At 60.8% G+C, this 15282-nt stretch carries 15 protein-coding genes; 5 read left to right on the top strand and 10 right to left on the bottom strand.

Annotated elements, in window-relative coordinates:
- Nucleotides 1-49 precede the first annotated feature (49 nt).
- The 3 genes from ABQ278_RS14420 to ABQ278_RS14410 form a co-directional block, all read right to left on the bottom strand.
- Nucleotides 50-1339: a sugar MFS transporter gene (locus ABQ278_RS14420; RefSeq protein WP_349320195.1), complete on the bottom strand. Its 1290-nt coding sequence runs from the start codon at nucleotides 1337-1339 to the stop codon at nucleotides 50-52.
- Nucleotides 1340-1602: 263 nt separating this feature from the next.
- A complete protein-coding gene (locus tag ABQ278_RS14415; protein ID WP_349320194.1) occupies nucleotides 1603-3309 on the bottom strand; it encodes a sulfotransferase in 1707 nt (568 codons plus the stop codon).
- Between the two features lie 94 nt (nucleotides 3310-3403).
- A complete protein-coding gene (locus ABQ278_RS14410; protein WP_349320193.1) occupies nucleotides 3404-4555 on the bottom strand; it encodes an acyltransferase in 1152 nt (383 codons plus the stop codon).
- Nucleotides 4556-4653: 98 nt separating this feature from the next.
- On the opposite strand from ABQ278_RS14410, the gene ABQ278_RS14405 reads away from it, so the two are divergent.
- Nucleotides 4654-5481, top strand: a complete 828-nt coding sequence (locus ABQ278_RS14405) for a LytTR family DNA-binding domain-containing protein (protein WP_349320192.1) — start codon at nucleotides 4654-4656, stop codon at nucleotides 5479-5481.
- On the opposite strand, the gene ABQ278_RS14400 is transcribed toward ABQ278_RS14405, so the two are convergent.
- The 5 genes from ABQ278_RS14400 to ABQ278_RS14380 are packed head-to-tail and all read right to left on the bottom strand — an operon-like array spanning nucleotide 5469 to nucleotide 10838.
- Complete coding sequence (locus ABQ278_RS14400) at nucleotides 5469-7076, bottom strand: glycoside hydrolase family 92 protein (RefSeq protein ID WP_349320191.1); 1608 nt, start codon at nucleotides 7074-7076, stop codon at nucleotides 5469-5471. The two genes, ABQ278_RS14405 and ABQ278_RS14400, sit on opposite strands and share 13 nt — an antisense overlap.
- Nucleotides 7027-7797 (bottom strand): hypothetical protein, encoded by a 771-nt coding sequence (locus ABQ278_RS14395; RefSeq protein ID WP_349320190.1) that lies wholly within the window; start codon nucleotides 7795-7797, stop codon nucleotides 7027-7029. The genes ABQ278_RS14400 and ABQ278_RS14395 overlap by 50 nt, the downstream gene beginning before the upstream one ends.
- Complete coding sequence (locus ABQ278_RS14390) at nucleotides 7797-9218, bottom strand: glycoside hydrolase family 125 protein (protein WP_349320189.1); 1422 nt, start codon at nucleotides 9216-9218, stop codon at nucleotides 7797-7799. Before ABQ278_RS14390 ends, ABQ278_RS14395 begins: the two co-directional genes overlap by 1 nt.
- A 57-nt stretch (nucleotides 9219-9275) precedes the next feature.
- Entirely contained in the window at nucleotides 9276-9602 is a 327-nt protein-coding gene (locus ABQ278_RS14385; RefSeq protein WP_349320188.1) for a low molecular weight protein tyrosine phosphatase family protein, read from the bottom strand.
- Between the two features lie 54 nt (nucleotides 9603-9656).
- Nucleotides 9657-10838 carry a TIGR03862 family flavoprotein gene (locus tag ABQ278_RS14380; protein WP_349320187.1) on the bottom strand — a complete coding sequence of 394 codons (1182 nt, stop codon included), beginning with the start codon at nucleotides 10836-10838 and terminating at the stop codon, nucleotides 9657-9659.
- A gap of 164 nt (nucleotides 10839-11002) precedes the next feature.
- Here ABQ278_RS14380 and ABQ278_RS14375 point away from each other — a divergent pair, with 164 nt between their 5' ends.
- The 4 genes from ABQ278_RS14375 to ABQ278_RS14360 all read left to right on the top strand — a co-directional run bounded on the left by ABQ278_RS14375 (nucleotide 11003) and on the right by ABQ278_RS14360 (nucleotide 12666).
- Nucleotides 11003-11131, top strand: coding sequence for an entericidin A/B family lipoprotein (locus tag ABQ278_RS14375; protein WP_018081166.1), 129 nt, complete (start codon nucleotides 11003-11005; stop codon nucleotides 11129-11131).
- A gap of 135 nt (nucleotides 11132-11266) precedes the next feature.
- Entirely contained in the window at nucleotides 11267-11392 is a 126-nt protein-coding gene (locus ABQ278_RS14370) for an entericidin A/B family lipoprotein (protein WP_018081165.1), read from the top strand.
- Nucleotides 11373-11993: a DUF1287 domain-containing protein gene (locus ABQ278_RS14365; RefSeq protein WP_349320186.1), complete on the top strand. Its 621-nt coding sequence runs from the start codon at nucleotides 11373-11375 to the stop codon at nucleotides 11991-11993. Before ABQ278_RS14370 ends, ABQ278_RS14365 begins: the two co-directional genes overlap by 20 nt.
- 16 nt (nucleotides 11994-12009) lie before the next feature.
- On the top strand, nucleotides 12010-12666 hold the full coding sequence (locus ABQ278_RS14360; RefSeq protein WP_349320185.1) for a hypothetical protein: 657 nt from the start codon (nucleotides 12010-12012) through the stop codon (nucleotides 12664-12666).
- Here the strand turns inward: ABQ278_RS14360 and ABQ278_RS14355 are convergent.
- Together ABQ278_RS14355 and ABQ278_RS14350 are read right to left on the bottom strand one after the other, a co-directional pair.
- On the bottom strand, nucleotides 12628-13644 hold the full coding sequence (locus ABQ278_RS14355; protein WP_349320184.1) for an adenosine deaminase: 1017 nt from the start codon (nucleotides 13642-13644) through the stop codon (nucleotides 12628-12630). The genes ABQ278_RS14360 and ABQ278_RS14355 overlap by 39 nt on opposite strands.
- A 754-nt stretch (nucleotides 13645-14398) precedes the next feature.
- Nucleotides 14399-15280 (bottom strand): LysR family transcriptional regulator, encoded by an 882-nt coding sequence (locus ABQ278_RS14350; protein ID WP_349320183.1) that lies wholly within the window; start codon nucleotides 15278-15280, stop codon nucleotides 14399-14401.
- Nucleotides 15281-15282 lie beyond the last annotated feature (2 nt).

Here is a 15282-nt window from a genome sequence, read left to right as displayed (position 1 = left end):
TAACACGGTTGGCTTTGAAGGCGTTAGGTTTTGGTGAAGGAACAACTTTTCAGACATCTGTCGGTGCGGCGGCAGCGGCGTTGGGCTTGCCTTTTGCCCCGGCGATCAGTCCAAAGAACAGGATGTAGATGTAGCAGGGCACGGTCAGGCAGAGGAACACGAGCTGGAAGCCGTATTGGTCCTTGAAGTGTGCGAACAGTTGCGGGATGACCGCGCCGCCGATGATGCCCATGACGAGGAAGGCGGCGCCGAATTCGGTCAGTTTGCCGAGGCCACGGATACCGAGCGGGAAGATGGCGGGCCACATCATGGCGTTGGCAAAGCCTAAGGCCCAGACGAAGGCCACGGAGGTATAGCCCTTGGTCATGAAGGCGCCGATGCTGAACAGAACACCGAGCACCGCCGAGAAGGTCAGGTACTTTTCCTGGCTGGTGAAGCGCGGAATGGCGATCAGGCCGCAGATGTAACCAATCAGCATGGTTACCATGGTGAAGCTGGTGAAGAACTTGGTCTGGTCGAGCGGCAGATTGAAGCCGTTGCCGTAGGTGCCGACGGCATCGCCTGCCATGACCTCGACGCCGACATAGAAGAAGATGGCGAGGAAGCCAAAGAACATCTGCGGAATGGCGGCGGTGAAGCTCTTGCCGGAGCCCGGATTGGCGTCATCGCTGATATTGGGCAGGGGGGATTTGTAAACCAAGAAGGCGATAACGGCCAGGAATGCGCCCATCAGCAGGTAAGGCAGATGGATGCGGGCGGCAAAGGCGTTGAGAATCACTTCGCGTGCGGCCGCTGTGGGGGCCGAATCGACCTGGGTCTGCAACTCACCGATACCCGTGAGAATCAGCGTGCCGATGACCAGCGGTGCTGCGGCGCCCGCCAGTTTGTTGAAGATGCCAAGCAGCGCGATGCGTTGTGCGCCCGATTCAATCGGCCCCAGGACCGAGATGTAGGGGTTGGACGCCGTCTGCAACAGCGAAAGGCCAGCACCTATGATGAACAGGGAGGCCAGCGTCGGCGGGAACAGGCGCATGGAGGCAAACTGCCCGAAAGCGGCGGCGCCGATCGCCATGGCGAGCAGGCCGAGCGCCATGCCAGTTTTCATGCCGGTCTTGCGCAGGATAAAGGCCGAGGGCAGGGCCAGGAAGAAATAGGAGAGGTAAAAAACCGACGGCACCAGAAAGGCTTCGACGTCGCTTAAGCTAAAGGCCAGTTTGGAAAAGGTGATGAGCGGCCCATTGAGCCAGGTCACGAAACCAAAGATGGCAAACAGGCCGCAGAACAGCAGCACGGCGCCCCAGGGCGTCTTTGTAACAGGCGTTGTCACGTTAGCGGACATGGTCGGCTTCCCCTTATAATACCAATTAACCTAAGTGGTATGGCTTGGATGCAGTTGAATAGCAATCGGTCTGTGCGTAAATCTATTAATTGGCGCAAATTTTTAGCAAAGCAAGCCTGATTTCAAAAATTATCCCACAATATGCCGCGATAACCCATGAATTTGCGGTGTCATAATGACGTGCAGGCCACATAGCCGCAATATGTTTTTAATACCAAAAATGGGACAGGTATCTTAATGGTATCGCGTGGAAAATCGTCCCCCTAAAGACGATAACCCAGCGCCTCGATGACCGGCCCGATCTCATCCATAAAAGGCACGAAGAAGCGCTCATACGCTTTCCAGCGTCCGATCGAGCGGTCATTCAGAGGTCTGGACACCTGCGTATAGGTCGGCGTCGGCGCGTGGCGTTGATGGGTGTGGAAGCGCAGGGTCGCTTCATGAAATCCCAGGCCGATATGACCGAGCACCCGCAGGGTATGGCCCTTTTGCTCGGCGATGAAATCCTCATACCGCAGGATCAGCGCCGGATGGCCCAGCACCGCGTCATAGTGCGTGTTGAGCGCCTGCATCGCCACCTTGTGAGCGATGATCGTCTCGATCTTGTAGCCGCAATGATAGCCATGCGTCAGGTTGTGCGACAGCATCGACAGGGCGACGTCGAGCGGGTGGCGCACCATGCGTATGACGGTCGATTGCGGAAACGCCAGCCGGATCAGCGGCAGGTGGACGTCATTGAGCGGCATCCTGTCGGTGAAGAAGGTCTTGCCTTCGCCAAGCAAGCCATAGGTTTCAGCGCGGTCGAGATAATGGTCGCGTAATACGCCAGCGACGTGATGCAGGTCGGCGGCCTGCATCTGCGCCAACCGTTCGGGGTAGGGCTTCGCGCCGGGTAACAGGTCAGCGATCAGCTTTTGCCATTCCGCCACGAACGGCAGTTCGCCGCCGGCGCTGACATGAGGGTGGGCATCCAGCATCTGCTCGATCATGGTGCTGCCCGAACGCGGAAAGCCTAAGATGAAGATCGGCTGCGGGCCTTGCCGCACCGTCGCCTTCGGCAGGTTTTGCATCCGTTCGGCGGTGAAAAAGTCGGTCAGCGCCGCGTACTCATGCGCCACCCGGGTGGCCTCGTAACGCACGCCCATATCCTGCGCCAGCCGCGCCTTGGCGGTGACGAAGCCCTGCATCGCCTCGTCGTGGCGACCGAGTTTATCGAGCAGCACGGCGCGTTCCAGCATGGCGGGTGGTGCCAGAGTATCTGGCGTGGACTCGATCAGGTCCAGCGCCTGCTTTGGCTGTTCGGCATGGCGCAGGTAAAGCGCACGCTGAAGGGTGAAGCTCTCACCGGTCTTGCGGCCTTGCGCCTCGGCGCGTTCCAGCCAGATATAGGCGTCGGCCATGTCGCGTCTGGCCTCATAGGCGCGCGAGATATGCGCCATGACCTGGGCCTGCTCCGGTTGCAGCCGGTGCGCTTCCAGAAGCGCGCTCAGGGCGTCGTCGATACGGCCCTGACGGTAGAGGCAGAGGCCGAGCGTGATGAGGATCTGCGGATGCGATCCGGCCAGATCGAGCGCGCGCCGGCTATGGAATTCGGCCGCCGGCAGATCGCCCTTTTCACCCAAAATGACGGCCAGTTGCAGATGGGCCTGCGGGTCTTCCGGCCGCTGGATCAGCGCCTCGCGCGCCGCGATCTCGGCGGCCAGGGCCTGACCATTATTGTGCAGCAGTTGTGTCAGGTCATTGAGCGCCCAGTCAGAGGCCGGATCATGGTCGATGGCCAGCCGCAGGGTGGCCTCGGCGCCGCGCACATCGCCACGCGAGGTCTGGATGACGGCCTTGAGTTCCAGCGCGTGTCCATCGGTTGGCGCCTCGTTCAACCGCATGCCGCACAGACTCAGTGCGCCGGAAACATCACCGGCCTGAAAGGCTTGACGGCCCTTGAGAACAAGAGGGTGCGGGGATGCGGTCAAGTCGACACTTTCAAAACGCACGAACCCGTAACGTGTAGAGGGATTCTCCCATTGTCACAAGGCAAGGGCGCGCCATCCCCGCGCGGGTAAGGCTTTACGCATTATCCTTGACTTTCAACCCGAAGAACGGCCGCAACAGCGGAAGGCGGCGGACGATGATATAGCTCAGCCAGCAGCCGGTGACCGTGATGGCGACCAGCAGCGTGGCCTCCAGCGCCACCGGCAAATGCAGGCGGTTGAGATTATAGGCCGCCACCACGATGATCGTCTGGTGGACGATGTAGAAAGGGAAGATGGCCTCGGTCAGGGTGCGGCGCAGGGGGGTATCGACATGGCTGAGATGCTGGCGAGCAAAGCCGAGCAGGGCCATGATCATGAACACCGCCTGACAGGATTCGGCGAAGGTGCCGATGATCCAGGCGGCCTCTTTGGGCAGGGGCAGATAGCCGCCGTAATAGGCCATGCGCAGCCAGCTTACGCCGGCGTAGGCGATCAGGCCGATGATCACACTGAACCAGCGCGAGGCGCAGGCGATATCGAACAGGCGGTCGAACCTGGCCACGGCCGCGCCCATCAGGAAGAAGCCGAACGAATGGGCATGGACGGTCCAGTCACCGACAAAGGCGTGGGTGTCCTCGAAGAGCGGCTGCAGGATACACTGCGCGAACCAGTATAGCGCAATCGGAATGGCGAAATAGACCGGCGCCCGCAGGCGCGTGGCCCACCGTAACGGCAGGCGTTTCAGCGCAGGCCACAGGGCCGCGAAGATCAGGCTGTAGGCCAGCAGATAGGCGACATACCACAGGTGATTCCAGGTCGGCACGGTCAGGCAGCCATTGTGATCGCACCAGCCCTTATAGGCGGTCAGGTACTTGCCGTAGAAATCGAGATAGCCGCCTGAGAAATGGATATCGGAGACGATCTCGTAATAGCTTTGCGGCGCCACGATCACCAGCATGCCAAAGAGAAGCGGCCAGAACAGGCGGGTAAAGCGCGAACCGGCCAGTTGCAGCGCGCTCATCTTGCCGGCCAGAAACACCGTGGCGACGCCGGAGATGAAGAACAGAAGATCGAGCCGCCACGGATTGACCAGACGCATCAGCGGTTCGATCAGCGAACTGGCGTGATCGCTTTTGACGTGCCAGTCCCAGGTCACGTAAAACATGCCGATGTGATAAAAGATCAGCAGTCCGAAGGCGATGATGCGCAGCCAGTCGAGATCGTAGCGGCGGGTGGCGGTGGTCATGAGAAACTCCATTATGGCGATGGAAATCCTCATGACATCGGTCTAGTCTGGGGCAAATCGCCGAGACATGGACGGCGGTCGGGATGGGGCAAACGGTGATGAGCGGAGAGCGATCAGGGACAGGCGGCGGCCTCTCAGGGACGAACGGAATCGCTTTTCCAGTCGTCCCCTGGAAGCTGTTCGCCGCTCTGGCCTGCTTCCTGCTGGTGGTGATCGTTGTCAATATTTCCTCTCACGCCATCGAAGACCCGCAAACCGCGCTATGGGAGCCCGTCCTGTGGGAATGTTCCAGCTACCTCGCCATCCTGGTTCTGGTACCTGGCATCTATTACAGCTATCAGCGCTTTCACTGGCAAAGGTTTGGTGTGCCACGCTTTCTGGCGGCGCAGATGGTGGCCTGCTTAGGGTTTTCGCTGGCGCACATCGCCATTATGGTCGGTTTGCGCCTCATCGGTTACGGCTTGGTGCATCAGCATTACGATTTCGCGCAAGGCCATCTGGCGCTCGAACTGATCTACGAAGGCCGCAAGGACGCCCTGACCTTTCTGGTCGCGTGCGGATTCATCTGGGTCTATGAGCGGTTGGGCCAGACCGTCCCGGCGGCCCTGCCGGAACGCATCGAGGTCCGGTCCGATGGCCGCACCCTGTATCTGACGCCGTTTGAGATTCTCTATGCGGAGGCGGCGGGCAACTATATCGAACTGCACCTGACGACCACGCCCAAGCCTTTGCTGCTGCGCGGCACCCTGATCGAGTATGAGAAGCGCCTCGGCGCCTATGGCTTTGTGCGCATCCATCGTTCGCGCCTGCTCAATCGCGACCACATGCGCAGTTTCACCAGCACGACGGCGGGTGATCTGCGTATCACCCTGAGCGATGGCCGTGAACTGACCGGCAGCCGGCGCTTTCGCGATCAGATCACCTGAAACGAGGGTGGTCGGTCCGCCTCCGCGCGGCCGAAATCGAGGTTCGGCGTGTCCGACATCGTGAAGACCAGTTCGCCGCCGATCATCAGGTCGGCATGCGTGATCCATGAACGCGTGTAGGGATGTCCGCGCCAGGTGACGCTTTCGATATAGGGCCGGTCGTCGCCGCCCTGCTCAGTCCTGATCGTTAGGATCTGCCCGCCGGTGACGGTGATCTCGGCCTTCGGGAACAGCGGCGATCCGAACACATAGACCCCGCTGACCGGATCGACCGGATAGAAGCCGAGCGAACTCAGGATATACCAGGCGCTCATCTGGCCGCAATCCTCATTGCCCGCCATGCCATCCGGCGCCGCGCGATACTGCGTGCGCAGGATCTGGCGTACACGCGCCTGGGTTTTGTGGTGCGCGCCGGCATAGGCGTAGAGATAGGCGATGTGGTGGCTCGGCTCGTTGCCGTGGACATATTGCCCGATCATGCCGGTCATGTCGGGCGGGGCATCGGACGGCAGATCGGAAGGCGCGTTGAACAGGGCGTCCAGCTTGGCCTCGAAAGCCGCATCGCCGCCAAACAGCGCGATATAGCCGTAAAGATCATGCTGATTTAGGAAGGTGGCCTGCCAGGCGTTGCTCTCGGTATAGTCCCACCAACGCTTGGAATTATAGCCCATGCTGCGCGGATCGAAGGGCAGGGCCCACTGGCCGTTGTTGAGGCGCGGGCGGCAGAACTGCGTCGTCGCGTCGAATACATGGCGATAGTTGCGCGAGCGCTCACGCATCAAGATGGCGTCGACCGTGGCGCCGGCGGCCTGTGCCATATGCGCCATGGCCCAGTCGTCATAGGCGTATTCCAGCGTTTTCGAGACCGACTGATCTTCCTGATCGCAGGCGATATAGCCCTTGCCGCGATAGCTGTTGAGGCCTTGGGTATCGCGCTCGAAGGCCAGCTTGCGATAGAGGGGCCAGGCGCGCCTGGCGTCGATGCCGGGCAGGCCCTTGTTGAGCGCCTCGGCGATGACCGGCGCCGAATGCCAGCCGGTCATGCAGAAGGTCTCGATACCCTGCAATGGCCAGATCACCGGGCCGGACGGGCTTTGTTCGCCCTGTTCGATCAGGTTTTGCGCAAAGGCGCCAGCCCGCTCAGGGTCGATGATCGTCATCAGCGGATGCAGGGCGCGGTAGGTGTCCCACAAGGAATAGGTGCTGTAGTTGAGCTGGCCGTCCGACAGGATGTGAACCTGCTTGTCCATGCCGCGATAGCGCCCGTCGGCGTCGCAGAAGAGCGTCGGGGCCATCTGCGCATGGTAGAGCGCGGTGTAGAAGATGGCGCGATCCTCGGCCTTGTCGGTTTCGATGCGGATGGCCTTCAGGTGGGTGTCCCAGGCCTTATCGGCCGTCGCCGCCACGGCGTCGAAATCGAAACCGGCGCCATCCTCTTCCAGATTGCGCAGGGCGCCGTCGATATCGACCGCCGACAGCGCCGCCTTGACCAGCAACGGCCCCTTCAGATCCTTGAAATGCAGGGCCACCTTCAGAGACTTGCCATTATAGGCGGTGGCGCCGGTGATCTCGGTATCGTCCTTGTAAAAGGTCATCGAACTCGGCCGGTTGCGACAGGCGCAGCGCGAAATGGATGACGCGGCCTTGCGCCCACTGCCGGACCTGCCGTGAGCCGACCAGGGTGTTTTCGTCCATCAGGCGCAGGCTGGACGAGAGCAGGCGCGTAGCCGAACGGTCATCATTGCGGAATCCATGCGCCCAGTCGATAAGCAGATGGGCGCCCTTGTCTTCCGGACCAGAATCCGGAAACGTGTAACGGTGCAGGCCGGCGCGGGTGCTGGCGGTCAGTTCGGCGCGGATACCGTTTTCCGGTAGGACGATGCTGTAATAGCCGGGTCGCGCGGTCTCCTGCGCATGGCTCATGCGCGTGCGGTAGCTCCCTTCCGGATCGGCCAGGGTGCCCGGCTTGATCCGCACCTCGCCTGTCACCGGCACCACCAGAAGGTCGAGCATGTCGCTGGCGCCGGTGCCGGAGAGGTGGGTATGCGAAAAGCCCAGCAGGGTCTTGTCGTCGTAATAATAGCCCGAACAGGCATCCCAGCGGGCATTATCGGTATCGGGCGAAAGCTGGATCATGCCAAACGGCAGGCTGGCCCCGGGATAGACGTGGCCATGGCCGCCGGTGCCGATCATCGGATCGACGAAAGCGGTCAGGCCGGCCGTCTGCGCACGTGACGCACGCGGCAGGGCGCTGGCCAAGACGCTGCCGAGACCGGTGGCGGCCACCGAGGCGAGAAGGGTACGGCGTGAGAGCATCAGACCACCAGTTTCGGTTTGCGTTTGACAATATCGAGCACCAGTTCGCCGAACAGGGTGTTGGCCCAGGCGAACCAGGCGCGGGTGAACTTCGCCGGATCGTCCTTGTGGAAGCTTTCGTGGATGAAGCCGGTGCCTGCGGTGGTGGCTTTCAGCGTGGTCAGGCTTTGCGTGATCTCGACCTCGTCGGCGCTGGTCAGGGCGCGCATGATAAGCGACATCGGCCAGATCATGTCCATGCCGATATGCGGCCCGCCGATGCCTTCGCCGGCGGTGCCCTTGAAGAAATAGGGGTTGGCGTCGCTCCAGATGGCGGCGCGGGTCGCCTGATAGAGCGGATCATCCATCTCGCAGACACCGAGATAGGGCAGGCCGAGTAGCCCCGGCGTGTTGGCGTCGTCCATGAACAGCGTGTTGCCGAAACCGTCGGCCTCATAGGCCCAGACCACGGTGCCGTCCGGCCTATGGTGCTTGCCGTATTGCGCCGCCGCCATGCCGATTTCGTCGGCCAGAGTGCTGCACTCGCTGCGGAAGGCGGCGTCGAACCCGACGCTTGCGCCCATCTCCGCCAGGTGGCGCAGCGATCGGGCGGCGAACAGATTGGAGGGAATGAGGAAGGGCAGCACGCAGGCGTCATCGGAAGGACGAAAGCCGGAATGGATGAGGCCGACTTTTTTCGTCGGGGCGCCGTAACCATTGAGCGGCATCATTTCATTGGACGAGGTCGCTTCGCGCAGGAAACGGTAGGGGCCCTGATCGGTTTTGCGTTGCTGCGTTTTGAAGGTGGCGACCACGGTGTGCATGGCCTGACGCCACGCCTCATCAAACGGCGTGGTGTCGCTGGTCACCTTCCAGTAGCCGTGGGCGAGGCGGATCGGATAGCACAGGCTGTCGATCTCCCATTTACGCTCGGCCACGCCCGGCTTCATGTCGGTGTCGTCCGATTGCGACCATTCGAGATTTGTTTTGGCGGTCGGGTCACGCATATAGGCGTTGGCGTAGGGGTCGAGCAGGATGCAGCGCGCCTGCCGGCCGATCAGACCCTGAAACAGGGTGGTCAGCGCCTTGTCCTTGGCGGCGTAGGGCAGGTAGGGCCAGACCTGCGCCGAGGAATCCCGCAGCCACATGGCATCGATATCGCCGGTGATGATGAAGGTGTCCGGCTTTGCCCCGGACTCGGTCATCATGACCGACGTGGTGACGGTGGTATCGAGCGTGTTGGGGAAGCAGGTCTCGAACAGAGTGGCGAGTTGCTTGTCCTTGAGCTTCTTCTTCGTCTGGCTGATCACCTGCTCGATGGCCGGACTGACGAACTTGCGCTCAGCGACCGGCGGTCGTCCGCTTTTTAGCGTTTCGGCCTTTACGCTGCCTGCCAGCGCCATCGAGGCCAGACTTAATAAAACTTCGCGTCGCTGCAACATCAGGGCCCCCGCTTTTGCAGGTATACTGACGCAGTCTTCGTCACAGGTAAAGCGCGCTTAACCGCGCAGATGCGGGGTAACGCGGGCTTTCAACAGGGTTATGAGTTCGGGCTGCATAAAGGTGTAATCGTCGGGGATGTCGAGGCAGACGACTTTCGCCCTGCCAAGATACTTTTTGAAGTGTCGGGTCAGCTTGGCGAGATGCGCCTTTTCCATCACGAAGACGATATCTACCCCCTCCAGATGTTCCGGCGTCAGAATCTCCTCGGCATCAGGTGCTAACCCAGCAGAACTGGCATCCACTGCGGGGTAACCGGCGAAGATCTGTTCAGCGGTCGGACTGCGCAAGCGGTTGCGTGAACAGAGAAAGAGGATGCGTTTCATGTTGCGGTTATAGCAAATGGCAAGGCCCGCGACGACTGTAACATTGCGGATGTTTTACTTGCCGGTGATCGCGCGTGACGCCGCCACGGCGGTCGAGAAACAGGCCTGTAACAGATAGCCGCCGGTCGGGGCCTCCCAGTCGAGCATTTCGCCGACCGCATAGACACCCGGCAACGCCTTCAGTTCAAAATCCGGCGTCAGGCTTTCAAATCGGATGCCGCCGGCCGAGGAAATGGCGCGGTCGAGCCCTTGCGCCGCCGTCAGTCGCACCGTCACGCTCTTGAGATCGGGGCCAGGCTTTTCATGGATCAGCGCGATGGCCGCCGGCGACAGGTTGAGCGCCTTGCGCAGGCGGTTCGACTGGCTGTCCTTGGGCGAGGCGCGTTTCAGCTTGTTGATGGCCTGATCGGCGGTCAGGTCGGGGCGCAGATCGATGACCAGATCGGCGTGGCCATCCTTATGAATGGCATCGCGCAGGGCCGCACTGAGCGCATAGATGGCGCCGCCTTCGAGACCGGCGCGGGTCAGCATCAGTTCGCCTTTGACCTCACGCCCGCCAAATTTCACAGCGATGTTCTTCAGCGCTTCACCGGCGAATTTATCAGCGAACAGCCCGCTCCAGCCGACGTGGAAACCGACATTGGCGGGCTGGAAAGGCGCCACCTCGACCCCGCGCGCTTTCAGCAGGTCCACCCAGCCGCCATCGGCGCCGAGCTTTGGCCAACTTGCGCCGCCAAGCGCCAGCAAGGTCGCATCCGGCGTGACGCGCACGGTGTCATCGCCGTGCGCGAACACCAGCGCATCCCCCTCCCAGCCCCGCCAGTCATGGCGCGTGTGCAGCCGCACACCTTGTGCTTCCAGACGCCGGAGCCAGGCGCGCAGCAGGGGCGAGGCTTTCATCGCCTTGGGAAACACGCGGCCGGAGGTGCCGACAAAGGTATCTGCCGCCAGACCATCGGCCCAGGCGCGCAGATCGCGGGTGCTGAAAGCTTCGAGCACCGGACGTAAAACCTGCGCCCGCTTGCCGTAGCGCGTCACGAAGCGGTCGAAAGGTTCGGAGTGGGTCAGGTTGAGCCCTCCGCGGCCCGCCATCAGGAACTTGCGCGCCACTGAGGGCATGCGGTCGTAGAGATCGACACGCCATCCTGCGGCATTGGCGGCGGCGCTGACACGTTCGGCGGCCATCAGGCCTGCCGGGCCGGCGCCTATGATGGCAAGGGTGGGGATGTTTGTCATGGTTTGCGCTCATAACCCGAAGAGGCGCGAAACGCTATTGAATATGACCGTTGCGTCCTTGATCTTTCAAGGCATCGCGTCCCATTGAATCCTTATGGGCGGAATCTGATGCTTGTGCCCACGTGGCGCTTCATGTCCACGCAATCTGAGAAGGACACAAGACCATGAAACGCATTATTCTCATCTCCGTTATCGCCCTTATGCCTATGCTCGCCGCCTGCCATACCGTTCAGGGCGCCGGCAAGGACGTGACTGCCGTTGGCAAGGGCATGGAAGACGCTGCCAAGAACTAATGGGCAAGCTATATATCTAACGGTCGGCCCACTGCATTCGCGTGCCGTGGGCCGTTTGCATATGTGGGCGATCTCTCCTAAAATCGCCGCAATTGCGAGTCACTTTTCGCACGACCCCTATCTGAGGATTATAGCATGAAACGCATCGTTCTTATTTCCCTGCTGACGCTGGCCCCGCTGCTGGCGGGCTGCCACACCATTCAGGGCGTCGGCAAGGATGTCACCGCCGTTGGCAAGGGCCTTGAAAACGCCACCCACTAAACCGATGCAGCGTCGCGCTTTCCTGACGGCCTTGCCCGCCCTGGCTTTTTCAAGGCCGGCACTCGCCCGTCCGGTGAGGCGCGACACCTTTATCGAAGCCGCCCGCGAACAGACGCGGCATGCGGTGACCTACGACAGCGCCTATACGCGGATCGCCTATCCGATGGGGGATGTGGCGGCCAATAAGGGCGTTTGCAGCGATGTCGCTATCCGCGCCTACCGCGCTATCGGCATAGATCTGCAACAAAAGGTCCATGAGGATATGGCGGCGCATTTCGCCCTCTATCCGAAAAACTGGGGCCTGAAGCGGCCGGACAGCAACATTGACCATCGCCGCGTGCCCAATCTCGAAGTCTTTTTCAAGCGCTTTGGCACCTCGCTGCCGACCACGCGTCAGGCATGCGACTATGCGCCGGGCGATCTGGTCACCTATCGCCTGATGGGCAATCTGCCGCACATCGCCATCGTCAGCGATCAGTATGCGCTGCTTGATCGTTCGCGGCCTCTGATCATCCATAATATCGGCTGGGGTCCGAAGCAGGAGGACAGCCTCTTCATCATGGGCGCCAAGATTAGCGGACACTTTCGCTATGGCCTGTAAACGCCTATAATGCCGCATGACCTTCCGGCGCTTCCTCATCTGGCTGATTGAAAGGGCAGTTGAGCTGCAACTGGCGATCGCCTGCCTGATCGCGGTCAAGTTCCTGCTGCCGGTGAGCGACGCAAGCTATGCCAGCGTTGAGACTTTTACCGCCGCCGTGCGCGAAACCCTGCGTGCCAATCTCGATGAGGCGGGCTTCATCACGCGCGCCTTCATGGACGGCGACCGGGGGCTCTATCTCTGGAAGACCTGGCTGGCCTCGGCCTACACGCTCGGCTTTTTTGTTTACCTGCAAGGCCTCTATCTCTTTAGCTCTCTGCTGGCGCGACGGATCAGTCAGGGGCGCGACATGCTCTATGCGCTGGCGGCCTTTCTGCTCAGTTTCGTGCTGATCTGCGCGCTGTTTGTGATTGGCCACGACGGCCTGCCCGATATGACCAGCGTGCGCCTGGCGCTTTGCCTGCTGATGGGTGGCCCGATGGTTGTCACGCTCAGCGCGCAATTGGGCAAGCTGTTGGGCGGCCAGTCTGTGCGGGCCAAGTCTGTGCCGGCCAAGCCTGTGCCAGCGAGGCCCGCCACCTTCAGGGCGCCGGCTTTGACCGAAGATCTGCCGGCGGTGGCCGAAGCGCCGCCGTCAGTCTTTCGCCGCGAACGCCTCTATTTCAGCGAGTAAAGCCGTCTTGCGGGCGTCATCGAGAAAGGCGCCGGTTATGCTGTTGCGCGCCAGGGTCAGGCAAGCGTCTCGATCGATCAGGCCAAGCCGCGTCAGGCTGAGGAAATTGTCGTTCACATACCCGCCAAAGTAAGCCGGATCATCCGAATTGATCGTGGCGCGCAGGCCCTTTTTCAGCATGTCGGGGATGGGGTGCTCTTTGAGATCGCTCACCACGCAGAGCTTGTGGTTCGAGAGCGGGCAGACGGTCAGGGTCAGGCCTTCGCGGACAATATGCGCCACCAGAACAGGGTCTTCCAGCGACCGGTTGCCATGGTCGATGCGGTCGATATGCAGGACATCGAGCGCTTCGTAAACATAGGCCGGCGGGCCTTCCTCGCCGGCATGGGCGCACAGTTTCAGACCGAGTGCCTTGGCCTTGGCGAAGACATTGGCGAATTTCGACGGCGGGTGGCCCACTTCGGAAGAATCGAGCCCCACGCCGATGATCCGGTCGAGGTAGGGCACGGCCATGGCCAGGCTCTCGAAGGCAGCCTCTTCGGATAAATGACGCAGGAAGCTGTGGATCAGCGAGACCGACAAGCCGAGCGCTTCGGCATCCTTCGCCGCCCGGCTCAGGCCTTCGATGACATAGCCATAAGGGATGCCGCGATCGGTGTGGGTCTGCGGATCGAAGAAGATTTCGGCGTGGCGGACATTATCGGCCGCTGCCCGCCGAAAATAGGCCATCGCGAGATCGTAAAAATCGGCCTCGGTGCGCAGAACATCGGCGCCCTGATAATAGATGTCGAGGAAGTCCTGCAGATTGGAGAAGTCATAGGCGGCACGCAGGGCTTCGACGCTGTCATAGGGCAGGCTGATATTGTTACGCTGCGCCAGGTCGAACATCAACTCCGGCTCTAGCGAGCCTTCAATATGCAGGTGTAGTTCGGCCTTGGGCAATCCGGCGACAAAGGCATCAAGGGAGGTGTCGGGCATCAGTAGGGCTCTCATGGTCAGTCGTAGGGTGGTTGCCCTTCGGGCGCGCCGCCGCGATTTTCAGGGCGCCTTGGGGAAACTATAAGCCCTTTGCCTGCGCATGGCCAACCAAACTTCGGCGCGCTGTTTCGTTGATCCGCTTCAGGTCTCAGGGCCTTGAAGCTGCGCAGGGCTTCTGCGGTTGTGCGCCTGTATGCGACGCTTCGAGGCTTGCCTTATCGGTAATATGGGCGCAGCCCGTCTCTCCAAAGGTCTTCGTCCACAGGATCATCAGGCCTTGGATCACCAGCCACCAGGTGGCCACGCACAGACCTGTGCACAGTATCCAAATCCACCCCCGAAAGGATATTCTCATAATGTACGCCTTAACTAATAAAGCAGTTTAAGAAAACCCTTAAGTATTCTTTCAGCATGTTATGCTATGAATAACTTTGTTCATAGAAAACATTTCACTTATTGTGGAAACGTGCTGTTACGTTTAAATAATTGTAGATTTTGTTTTGTTGAGTCAATTGAGCGGTTTTTTATAACTGTGTATTGAATCTGTATGTTATGTGTAGGTTTTGTTATGATTGTTTGTGATGCCGTAATGCCGGCTGTTAAGTTTTTGTCTGATGCTTTTGTTTTCAAAGCGTTTAGGGTTTCCTATAGGCCGACGCGGGATCGGGTGCGTTGCCACGTTCTGTTGTCTACAGGCCGTCATACGCCGAGCCTTCCGGTGACGGGCGCGGGCACAAGGTGAGAGGGGCAGAACTTACGCTTTCAGGCGTGCGCTGAGGGCGGAGCTAAGAAAATCAGCGACGCGGCGGATGCGGGCATTGCTGCGCACCTCTTCGTGCATCACCAGCCAGACCGGCAGGGCGGGCAGCCGCATGCCGATATCGAGCTTTTCCAGGTCGGGTTGCGCCCCGGCCAGCAGGTCTTGCGCGAATCCGATGCCGGCGCCCGCGAGCAACAGGTGCCAGCACACCATCTGATCATCGCAGCGCACCGGGAACTGATGGCGCGTCACCACACGTCCCATGGCGGCATAACCGCGGATGATATCATCGAGCCGGTCGAAGCCGATAACGTCATGGTCGAGGATGTCGAGCATCTCCCGTGGCCGGCCCTTGCGCGCAATGTAGGCTTTCGAGGCGTAGAGCCCAAGCGGCGTGTCACCGAGCTTGCGGGCGATCAGGGCGTTCTGCGTCGGGTCGAACATGCGCAGCGCGATATCGGCATCACGGCGCAGCAGGTTTTGCGACGCATCGGACGCGACGATCTCGATCTGGATCAGCGGTTCGGTCCGGCGCAGCTCGGCGATGATTGGCGGCAGGATGAGGTTCGACACCACCACCGAGGCGGTGATCCGCACCGTGCCGGACAGGGTTTCGGCCTTGCCTTGCGCCTTGAGCGCCAGAGCCTCGGCGGCGCGGCCCATCTCGCGGGCGTCATCGACCAGCCCAAGCGCCGCTTCGGTCGGTTCCAGCCCCTTGACCGAACGGCGGAACAGCGGCGTGCCAATAACCTGCTCCAGTTCCTTGATGTGGCGGCTGAGTGTGGGTTGAGTTGTACCGATGTGGGTGGCCGCCGCCGATAACGATCCGGTATCGATCGTCGCCAAAAAGGAGCGAAGCAAGGTCCAGTCGAGCATGT

The sequence above is a fragment of the Asticcacaulis sp. MM231 genome (genome assembly GCF_964186625.1).
Classification (GTDB): domain Bacteria; phylum Pseudomonadota; class Alphaproteobacteria; order Caulobacterales; family Caulobacteraceae; genus Asticcacaulis.
The sequence above is the reverse complement of the archived record's forward strand: the minus strand, read 5'-3'. Positions and strand labels throughout refer to the sequence as shown.

What these genes read in the sequence shown, in the direction of transcription:
- ABQ278_RS14410 (WP_349320193.1), bottom strand. Translation starts at nt 4,555, where the DNA reads ATGACCACCGCCACCCGCCGCTACGATCTCGACTGGCTGCGCATCATC.
- ABQ278_RS14405 (WP_349320192.1), top strand. Translation starts at nt 4,654, where the DNA reads ATGAGCGGAGAGCGATCAGGGACAGGCGGCGGCCTCTCAGGGACGAAC.
- ABQ278_RS14390 (WP_349320189.1), bottom strand. Translation starts at nt 9,218, where the DNA reads ATGTTGCAGCGACGCGAAGTTTTATTAAGTCTGGCCTCGATGGCGCTG.
- ABQ278_RS14380 (WP_349320187.1), bottom strand. Translation starts at nt 10,838, where the DNA reads ATGACAAACATCCCCACCCTTGCCATCATAGGCGCCGGCCCGGCAGGC.
- ABQ278_RS14400 (WP_349320191.1), bottom strand. Translation starts at nt 7,076, where the DNA reads ATGACCTTTTACAAGGACGATACCGAGATCACCGGCGCCACCGCCTAT.
- ABQ278_RS14375 (WP_018081166.1), top strand. Translation starts at nt 11,003, where the DNA reads ATGAAACGCATTATTCTCATCTCCGTTATCGCCCTTATGCCTATGCTC.
- ABQ278_RS14355 (WP_349320184.1), bottom strand. Translation starts at nt 13,644, where the DNA reads ATGCCCGACACCTCCCTTGATGCCTTTGTCGCCGGATTGCCCAAGGCC.
- ABQ278_RS14420 (WP_349320195.1), bottom strand. Translation starts at nt 1,339, where the DNA reads ATGTCCGCTAACGTGACAACGCCTGTTACAAAGACGCCCTGGGGCGCC.
- ABQ278_RS14395 (WP_349320190.1), bottom strand. Translation starts at nt 7,797, where the DNA reads ATGCTCTCACGCCGTACCCTTCTCGCCTCGGTGGCCGCCACCGGTCTC.
- ABQ278_RS14350 (WP_349320183.1), bottom strand. Translation starts at nt 15,280, where the DNA reads ATGCTCGACTGGACCTTGCTTCGCTCCTTTTTGGCGACGATCGATACC.
- ABQ278_RS14360 (WP_349320185.1), top strand. Translation starts at nt 12,010, where the DNA reads ATGACCTTCCGGCGCTTCCTCATCTGGCTGATTGAAAGGGCAGTTGAG.
- ABQ278_RS14385 (WP_349320188.1), bottom strand. Translation starts at nt 9,602, where the DNA reads ATGAAACGCATCCTCTTTCTCTGTTCACGCAACCGCTTGCGCAGTCCG.
- ABQ278_RS14370 (WP_018081165.1), top strand. Translation starts at nt 11,267, where the DNA reads ATGAAACGCATCGTTCTTATTTCCCTGCTGACGCTGGCCCCGCTGCTG.